The following is an 8,289-nucleotide window of genomic DNA, read 5'->3' as shown; positions in this document are numbered from 1 at the left end:
AACTTAAATCGTTAGATTTTCATTTGCCCCCAACCTACATAAATAATATGAGCAAATAAAGTTAAAGAAAACACTTGACTGGACGTAAGAAAGCATCCGTTAGTTTAAGAAGAACAGAGACGCTTATTAAACAATCGCGCCAGATTGCTGGAAGAGGATTGCACTAAACATTACCCTTTCCCAGCCACTAATACTGAATGTCTTCTAAAACCCAGGGATTATCTCCTTTTTCTGAATACATGGCGAAATACTCTTTATCTTTCTCAATAAGGTTCCAAACCATCTTTTCTTGTATCACTATCTTAAATGCTTCTTCTTTGTTTTGATTGTTGGGGTCATATGCCTTAATCCAATGTTCTTTGTTGTCGCTTGAATAACCTTTTTCAATCACCATCAACGTCGAGGCAGTTGATCCTCCCCCAATGATTAGATAATACTTTTAATTTTCAACAATCTGGTCCGATTGTTGAATACAAGTTAAACAACACTCTTGAACTAACCTGCCACGTTAGTTGAAGAAGCAATTATTATCATAGTACCATAATCAACCAATTATGAGGCGTGAAAAAATACCTTACATCAGATGTTGCTTCTTCAGGTTTGTTCCTAATATGTAGTAGGTTCTTTCGGTTGACCTTCTTCAAAGATGTCCCCTGACCCCTCATGTTCAGGTAGTTCTTTGATGAGGTCATATCCAAATTGAATTAAATCGCCAGACGCATTACTATCCGCGGAATCAAAGCTGTGATTAACATGATCTAAGATGTGATCTTTTTTATCGCTATCGAAAACAGTGACGAATGTCTCAACCTTTTCTTTCGTGGCAACTAAATGTGATACCTGATGGTACGCCCCCTCAAACACTATCTCTTTTCCTAGAATAGATTAGGTATGATTTTTTTGAATAGCCATGATATTCCTCCTCATAAGTAGTTAAAAATTTGCGCTGATAAAAGATGAAATGTAACCGCACGATTTTTATAGCCGACGTCTTATTAAACCAGTTGAAAGCATATAGAATATGGTGTAAAAAATAATGTTAACTTACGGGAAGCGATGGACAGAGTCCGACTATGTATTTATAACAGACAGAGGAGCAACCCCTGTAAGCGTTAAGTCTGTATGCGAACCAATGGAACGGATTATCAAGAAATCCGGAAAAAACGCATCACACCAAATGGGCTTCGACATACCCATGCAACTATAATGATTAGTAAGGGAGTCCCTCTCCAAACTGTCGCAGATCGTTTGGGCAACACCCCAGAAATGATTCTAAGAGTTTATGGACATACTTTAAAAGAGCTTGAAGTTGAATCAGTAAAAATTTTCAATGATGCACTAAATTTTTAGTTTTGTGGACGATTTGGGGGACATTCTTAATTTTGCAACTCCAAACCCCGATAACATAAGCTTTCTTGCTTCTACGTTTTATTACGTGCTATAATAGGAGCATTGTGAATTTAGGAGGATTTTGAATGATAGCAGTCAGTAATGTAAGCCTTCAGTTCGGCGATCGTAAGCTGTTTGAAGATGTGAATATACAGTTTAATCCAGGTCATTGTTATGGTCTAATTGGTGCGAACGGTGCGGGTAAATCGACGTTCCTTAAAATTTTGTCAGGTGAACTTGAAACGCAAGAAGGAAATGTCATCATGAACAAAGATGAGCGTCTTGCTATCCTGAAACAGAACCACTTCGAATATGAAGAGAGCATCGTAATGGATACGGTCATTATGGGTCACAAACGCCTATACGACATTATGATGGAGAAAAACGCTATCTATATGAAAGAAGATTTTTCTGATGAAGATGGTATGCGTGCTGCCGAACTTGAAGGTGAGTTTGGCGATTTGAATGGTTGGGAAGCTGAATCTGAAGCTGCCATCCTTCTACAAGGACTAGGTCTAAAAGAAGAGTTCCACCAAGTGAAGATGGCTGAGCTAGATGGTTCTGATAAAGTAAAAGTGCTTCTTGCACAAGCGCTATTCGGTAAACCTGACGTTCTTCTTCTCGATGAGCCTACTAACCACTTGGACTTGAAAGCAATCCAATGGCTAGAAGAATTCCTCATCAACTTTGATAACACAGTTATCGTTGTATCCCATGACCGTCACTTCTTGAATAAGGTGTGTACGCAAATCGCGGATCTCGATTTCTCTAAAATCCAAGTTTACCCAGGTAACTATGATTTCTGGTATGAGTCTAGCCAGCTAGCTCTGAAAATGTCACAGGATCAAAACAAGAAAAAAGAAGAGAAAATTAAAGAACTTCAAGCATTCGTTGCACGCTTCAGTGCCAATGCTTCGAAATCAAAACAAGCGACTTCACGTAAGAAGACACTTGAAAAAATCGAGTTGGACGATATTAAACCATCTTCACGCCGTTATCCTTTCGTTAACTTCCAAATGGGGCGTGAAATTGGGAACGATGTTTTGACAATCCAAGATGTTTCAAAAACGCAGGATGGAAGAGTTATGCTGAAAGATGCATCATTCACAATGAACAAGGAAGATAAAATCATTCTCCTTGGAAATCCACTTGCAAAAACAGCCCTTCTTGAAATTCTTGCAGAAGAAGCTGAACCAGATGCTGGTAATGTCAAATGGGGCGTAACAACAACACGTGCGTACTTCCCTCTTGATAATAATGACTACTTCCAAGGTACTGAACAATCCCTTGTTGAATGGTTACGTCAATATTCACCTGACGATCAAACCGAAACATTCTTACGTGGTTTCTTAGGACGCATGCTGTTTTCAGGTGAAGAAGTAAACAAAAAACCATCCGTTCTATCAGGTGGCGAAAAAGTACGCTGCATGCTTTCCAAAATGATGTTGACAAGTGCAAACGTTCTTCTTCTCGATGAGCCGATGAACCACTTGGATCTTGAATCCATTCAAGCTTTGAACAACGGTCTGATGTCATTCAAAGGTGCCATGCTCTTTACATCACATGACCAACAGTTCATCCAAACGGTTGCCAACCGCATCATTGAAATCCATGATGATGGTACAATTTTCGATAAAATGATGGGTTATGATGAGTATCTTGAATGGAAAGAACAGCAAGCAAAAAGCAAATAATCAATAATAAACAAGCCGTCTCCCCTACTAATTGGGAAGACGGCTTGTTTTTCAATTCACGACTGTAACGTCTTTGTATAGTTTTCGTCCAATGGGACAAACCATATAAAAGGAGTGATTTTCATGCGGAAAATGAATATTGTCCTCTGGCTAGTGCTAGCCGCATTTGTATTCACAGGCTGTTCTAAAAATGGTGGGACTGCCTTGGATAATTCGGGATCTCAAAACACAGGCAGCAAAGCGCAAAGTAGTGGGATTGACAGCCCAACCGACATCGCAATGGAAGATTTTTTTCTAGCTGATGGATCGAAAGCGCATTATCAAGGTGAAGGAAATGAGTTTGCGGAACTGGATATTGAAGTTGCCCATCCGTATAAGAATTATGTAATCATTCACGAAAATAATGGTGGGGGGCTAGTGCGTTATACTTACAAAATTGATCGTGATGAAATACTTATACTCGAAAATAAGTTGGTTGAAACGCGAGCAGATTTCCCTTCACTGGAAGAGTTAGATGCAATGGCTTCGACTGGAGTTTACCTGAAGAAACCGTTCAAGAAAGGAACTTCATTTGGAGATTGGACAATCGTTGAAACCGATGTAACTCTAGAAACACCTTATAAAACGTTTGACCGTGTTTTTGTTATTGAATCGCAGGATACGGATATCGTCAACCGCAAATATTTTGTCGAAGGTTTTGGCGAAGTGAAACGTGAATCCATCATGAAGACCGAAGAAGGTGAACATATCGTTACCTCTACATTGAAAGCAGTTGATCAATAATGGATAAAAGGGCGTCCCCATAATGGTTCGCCCTTTACGTAAAAAAGATTCACCTATTACAAAAAATACCGCTACTAACGATCATTTTTTGTAATGGGTGAATATCTATTTTTCATTACTCCTCCGCCCTGTAAGCAGTAGGTTTGCCATCTTTCATTAAGATGACGCCGTGATAGAGTTGTAGATCCTCATCACATGCTTCACAGAAGTCTTTCTCACATTCGGACCAAAACACGTAGAAACAGTCTTTTTTTACAGCCTCAAGTGCATACTTCTTGCGTAGCTCTGTCAGTAACTTTTCGCAATACATCAAAGCCTCTTTAGCGTCGTTGAAAGTACAGCGGGAACGAATCTTCTCCTCCCACCCTTCAAACATCCACCACGGTTCGTAATCTGCTTTCATATAAATCACTTCAAACAATTTAAATAACCTCCCTATGTAACTCTCAGGTGAATGACCTTCATTTTAACAAACTCCCACTCGATGTCCAACATATTGCTTTGTGCATCTGTCAAAGTCTCCACCGGAATGAAGCCAATGCAAATGCTATGTGAGGATTGTGTTTATCGGGTATAATTGAACTACTGGTATGAAACTTTATTCGTTCTGAAACGTATAAATGAATATAGATAAGGAGGCCTGAAGATACCATGAAAGAGATCCAACAATTTTTTTTGCGGCACTTTATCGTAGCACCCATTAGTTTCGGGTCTTGGATTTACTTGTTTTTCGGTGCTGGACTTAATATTTTCGCAACAACAGGTCTATTTGCAGTGATTTATCTGGGTGGCACAATTTCATTTAAACAGATTCAAATAGCATCCAACAGAAAAAAATTAGGGATGTCCCGATCTGAATATAGCCATATAAAAGGCCAACTTTCCGAAGCGAAACAGAAAATCAAACGACTGAATAGCCTGTATGGACAAGTAAGATCCGTCCAAGCCTTTAGACAAGTGTATGAAATGAACGGCCTCGCTAGAAGGATTCTTGGCATCGTTAAAACAAACCCGCAAAAGTTTTACCATGTTGAAAAGTTTTTTTATGCTCATCTCGATTCTGCGGTTGAATTGACTTCAAAATATGCTTTGCTAGTCAATCAACCATTGAAGGATAAAGATCTTCGCATCGCACTACAAAACACACGAGAAACACTAAATGATGTCAACAAACAATTGGAGCAAGATTTGCGAAGTGCCCTTGCACCAGATATCGAACAACTACAAATGGAACTCGACTTTGTTGATATAACGATGAATCAAGACAAAGCGCTTCTCGAAATGAAAGGAGAAACACCATATGACCGAAAATAAGCAAGTAAAAACAATGGATGATCTACTTGATAATCCATTTGACTTTCAAGAACCCCTTCTCCCAGAAGAAATGCAAACGAAAAACAATGAGGTCAATAAAAGCCCTAAACTAATTGATCGGTTATCTATTGAAGAAAGGGAGAAAGCACAACAGCTTGCTGCCCAAATCCCCGTTGGCAACTACGAAGCCATTCTGACATACGGGGCTAATGCGCAGGGTGAGCTTTCTAAATTCTCTCATCAGATGCTCGATCATGTCCAAAGTAAGGATATCGGCCCGGTTGGTGATGTGCTGAAAGACTTGATGAACCGACTTTCAGAAATAGATCCCGATGCTTTATCTGAGAAAAAAAAGACGGGTCTTAGCCGATGGTTTAACAAAGCGACGCGTTCGGTTCAGGAAATGATGACAAAATATCAAAAACTAAGTACACAGATTGACCGGATTGGCGTCCAGCTAGAGCATTCAAAACGGGGACTAATTGAAGATGTTCATATGCTCGATAATTTATATGAGCAAAATAAAACCTATTTTCAAGCACTGAATGTTTACATAGCCGCAGCAGAGTTAAAGCGTGATGAAATTGCCAACGAGATTATTCCTGAAATGCGTAGACAAGCAGAATTGTCGAATGACCAAATGGCATTCCAAGAAGTGAATGACATGGCACAATTCCTTGATAGATTGGAAAAACGATTATACGACCTACAATTATCTCGTCAAATTACCATCCAAAGCGCACCACAAATTCGGATGATCCAACAGACAAACCAGACGCTGGCGGAAAAAATACAGTCATCGATCATGACGTCTATTCCGCTTTGGAAAAATCAAATTGCTATTGCTTTAACATTGAACCGTCAAATGAAGGCAGTCGAGTCGCAAAAACTGGTGACAAAAACGACGAATGATTTACTGCTGAAAAACTCAGAAATGCTAAAAATTAATTCAATTGAAACAGCCAAAGAAAATGAGCGTGGCATCATCGAAATAGATACGCTTAAGAAGACCCAGGAAAACTTGATTCAAACGATAGAAGAGACACTTATCATCCAAGCTGATGGTCGCGCAAAACGTAAATCAGCCGAAATTGAAATTGCACGAATGGAAGAAGAGTTGAAACAACGCCTTTTAGGTGTTCATGAAAAAATCCAAAACCGCCCTTCATAAGGCGGTTTTGGATTTTTATTTGTCTAGCATTACGTATTCCGTATAACAATCGCTAGTAACTTTCTCAATATACGCAGCGTCTGATCAGTAAAGCCTTCGACCGAGTTGGAGGATGCAGTTTTATTACCAAACATCATGGCAAATAAGGTTTTCTGATCCCCTGTAGGCTCTTCCGTCGACAAGAATAGATGAATCACGGAAATGCCTTTCTTCTCCGTTTCCATCACAGCCTCTGCTGTATCCAGAATCCCATTACGATCATAACCGAAGGCAGAAGGCTCACCGTCTGAGAAAACGAGTAAAAACTTATGCTTTTCCTGTCTAGCAGACAATTGCTCCGCCATCCATCGAATGGCAAATCCATCGCGATTATCTTCATTCGCATCAAAGGATAAGATAGACATGCCGTTGTCTTTGTTGCGATCTGCAAACGTATGCATGAGGCCGAAAACATTAGGCTGCACTTCTTTTGAGGCATGGTAGGCATCTTCATAATACGATGAAATTTCATGGCTCACGCCCAGTTGGCGAAGTACATCGTGGAATAATAACACCGCCTGCTTTGTTTCATCCAGCTTATCGAGCATGGAAGCAGAACCATCAACGAGTAGCCCAAAAACAGCATCCAAGTTAACAGAAGGTGCATTTTTCCGATAAAATGGTTTTGGTCTTTCATCCACTACCATCGTCGTCAATTTGGTTGATAGACGCCCTTTCATCAGACGCTCCCGCTTGGAATCTGCCTTCAAGTCGATACGCTTTTTCATTTCCTCAACAAACGAACGAACATAGGGCTTTTGCTGTTCTCGCCAAACCAGCAATTTTTGACGGTTTTCATGCTCATCAGCTACTTCTATACGCGATTCTTCATACACCACGTTCAGATGCTCCTTACCAAACAGTTTACCGGCCTTCACCTTATTCTCTCGCTTGTCTGCTTTGTCGCTCTCTTCGTCCGTCCAGCGCTCGTTGTCGTTCCCTTCTGAATCTCCGGAACCCGTTTCTTCTATGTCAGCCTCTTCATTGCCAGGCGTGGCATCGTTGGCATCACTTTGACCAGATCGGCCATGCTCGAGCTCAAATTCAAGGTGGACACCTGATTCACTTTCATTTTCCCGATGCCATGAACGAAATACCTCTTCAATCGTTTCTTTTGGACCTTCCTCACCCTTTTCGGCGTCAGCCATCCCTTCATGATAATGAAATACCGTATTGTCTTCGGTAATTGAATCCCCGGCCGAGTAGTACTGATGGATCAGGTCTTTGTCGATGGATCTTTCGATAATGCCAACGATCCTGTCGGCAATAAACGTATTATCCTGCGTATTTTTCGCATCATAAGTATGCTGTAAAACGGATTGGACAAGCCCTACGTCGATGGCTCCCCAGTTGATAGATGTGTCGGCAAACATTCCTTCGTGGAGCGATACAAATAACTGGTTCATCATTGCGTCAGCTAAAAAGTTCTTTTGCATATTCGATGACAGCATATTGCGATGAAAACTGACGTACGCTTCCCTTCTGATATCAAATGAAGTTGCCGTTCCTGGTCTTTCCTTCGTAATCACATCAATGAGACGGAATTCTTCAAGCATCAATAAGAGTTCCGTAGTGAATTTCCGTAATGGGTGCGAGCGATATTGATCTGTGAAAGTCAGCCAAGTGCGTACATCGAATCGTTTCCAATACCCCGCAGTCAATAAATAAATATCAGAAAGCCTGCCTGCATGGATTACTTCTTCTGTTCGATGGCGCCAAAAAACACTCATCGAAATAATCCCTTCCTGTGGACGAAATTCAAGTAATTTCCTCTCTGTTAACTCAAGAAAAGGCGCATCTGCAAGTGCCCGTCCCAACCGCTCATACAGTAACAAGGTCCTCGTATCGACCGTTTCATCGTTAAATTGAATGAACCGATTCATCTTCACCATCGCAATC

General features: G+C 40.6%; 9 protein-coding genes. 5 read left to right on the top strand and 4 right to left on the bottom strand.

What is annotated here, in order from left to right; translation table 11 throughout:
- Positions 1-187: 187 nt before the first annotated feature.
- Positions 188-394 carry a hypothetical protein gene (locus ACIQ0H_RS21190; protein ID WP_403419236.1) on the bottom strand — a complete coding sequence of 69 codons (207 nt, stop codon included), beginning with the start codon at positions 392-394 and terminating at the stop codon, positions 188-190.
- A 212-nt stretch (positions 395-606) separates the two neighbouring features.
- Entirely contained in the window at positions 607-864 is a 258-nt protein-coding gene (locus ACIQ0H_RS21185) for a hypothetical protein (RefSeq protein WP_403419235.1), read from the bottom strand.
- Between the two features lie 258 nt (positions 865-1,122).
- Between ACIQ0H_RS21185 and ACIQ0H_RS21180 the strand changes: the two genes are divergently transcribed.
- The 3 genes from ACIQ0H_RS21180 (at position 1,123) to ACIQ0H_RS21170 (ending at position 3,866) form a co-directional block, all read left to right on the top strand.
- Positions 1,123-1,350: a tyrosine-type recombinase/integrase gene (locus ACIQ0H_RS21180; protein ID WP_403419233.1), complete on the top strand. Its 228-nt coding sequence runs from the start codon at positions 1,123-1,125 to the stop codon at positions 1,348-1,350.
- A gap of 125 nt (positions 1,351-1,475) precedes the next feature.
- Positions 1,476-3,083, top strand: coding sequence for an ABC-F family ATP-binding cassette domain-containing protein (locus ACIQ0H_RS21175; protein WP_403419232.1), 1,608 nt, complete (start codon positions 1,476-1,478; stop codon positions 3,081-3,083).
- Positions 3,084-3,206: 123 nt separating this feature from the next.
- Positions 3,207-3,866 (top strand): hypothetical protein, encoded by a 660-nt coding sequence (locus ACIQ0H_RS21170; RefSeq protein WP_403419231.1) that lies wholly within the window; start codon positions 3,207-3,209, stop codon positions 3,864-3,866.
- Between the two features lie 115 nt (positions 3,867-3,981).
- Here the strand turns inward: ACIQ0H_RS21170 and ACIQ0H_RS21165 are convergent, their stop codons facing one another.
- The gene (locus tag ACIQ0H_RS21165) at positions 3,982-4,278 is read right to left on the bottom strand and encodes a DUF1033 family protein (protein WP_403419239.1); all 297 of its coding nucleotides are present in this window, start codon (positions 4,276-4,278) and stop codon (positions 3,982-3,984) included.
- A gap of 239 nt (positions 4,279-4,517) precedes the next feature.
- Between ACIQ0H_RS21165 and ACIQ0H_RS21160 the strand changes: the two genes are divergently transcribed.
- Positions 4,518-5,180, top strand: a complete 663-nt coding sequence (locus tag ACIQ0H_RS21160; RefSeq protein ID WP_403419230.1) for a 5-bromo-4-chloroindolyl phosphate hydrolysis family protein — start codon at positions 4,518-4,520, stop codon at positions 5,178-5,180.
- On the top strand, positions 5,167-6,351 hold the full coding sequence (locus ACIQ0H_RS21155; RefSeq protein WP_403419228.1) for a toxic anion resistance protein: 1,185 nt from the start codon (positions 5,167-5,169) through the stop codon (positions 6,349-6,351). The genes ACIQ0H_RS21160 and ACIQ0H_RS21155 overlap by 14 nt, the downstream gene beginning before the upstream one ends.
- A 29-nt stretch (positions 6,352-6,380) precedes the next feature.
- On the opposite strand, the gene ACIQ0H_RS21150 is transcribed toward ACIQ0H_RS21155, so the two are convergent.
- Positions 6,381-8,282, bottom strand: coding sequence for a hypothetical protein (locus tag ACIQ0H_RS21150; protein ID WP_403419226.1), 1,902 nt, complete (start codon positions 8,280-8,282; stop codon positions 6,381-6,383).
- Positions 8,283-8,289 lie beyond the last annotated feature (7 nt).

Origin of the sequence: Sporosarcina sp. NPDC096371 (assembly GCF_044762865.1) — a bacterium.
Lineage (GTDB): Bacteria > Bacillota > Bacilli > Bacillales_A > Planococcaceae > Sporosarcina.
Note: the sequence above shows the minus strand (reverse complement) of the source record. Positions and strands in the feature narration are given on the sequence as shown.

What these genes read in the sequence shown, in the direction of transcription:
- ACIQ0H_RS21170 (WP_403419231.1), top strand. Translation starts at nt 3,207, where the DNA reads ATGCGGAAAATGAATATTGTCCTCTGGCTAGTGCTAGCCGCATTTGTA.
- ACIQ0H_RS21160 (WP_403419230.1), top strand. Translation starts at nt 4,518, where the DNA reads ATGAAAGAGATCCAACAATTTTTTTTGCGGCACTTTATCGTAGCACCC.
- ACIQ0H_RS21150 (WP_403419226.1), bottom strand. Translation starts at nt 8,282, where the DNA reads ATGGTGAAGATGAATCGGTTCATTCAATTTAACGATGAAACGGTCGAT.
- ACIQ0H_RS21175 (WP_403419232.1), top strand. Translation starts at nt 1,476, where the DNA reads ATGATAGCAGTCAGTAATGTAAGCCTTCAGTTCGGCGATCGTAAGCTG.
- ACIQ0H_RS21190 (WP_403419236.1), bottom strand. Translation starts at nt 394, where the DNA reads ATGGTGATTGAAAAAGGTTATTCAAGCGACAACAAAGAACATTGGATT.
- ACIQ0H_RS21180 (WP_403419233.1), top strand. Translation starts at nt 1,123, where the DNA reads ATGCGAACCAATGGAACGGATTATCAAGAAATCCGGAAAAAACGCATC.
- ACIQ0H_RS21155 (WP_403419228.1), top strand. Translation starts at nt 5,167, where the DNA reads ATGACCGAAAATAAGCAAGTAAAAACAATGGATGATCTACTTGATAAT.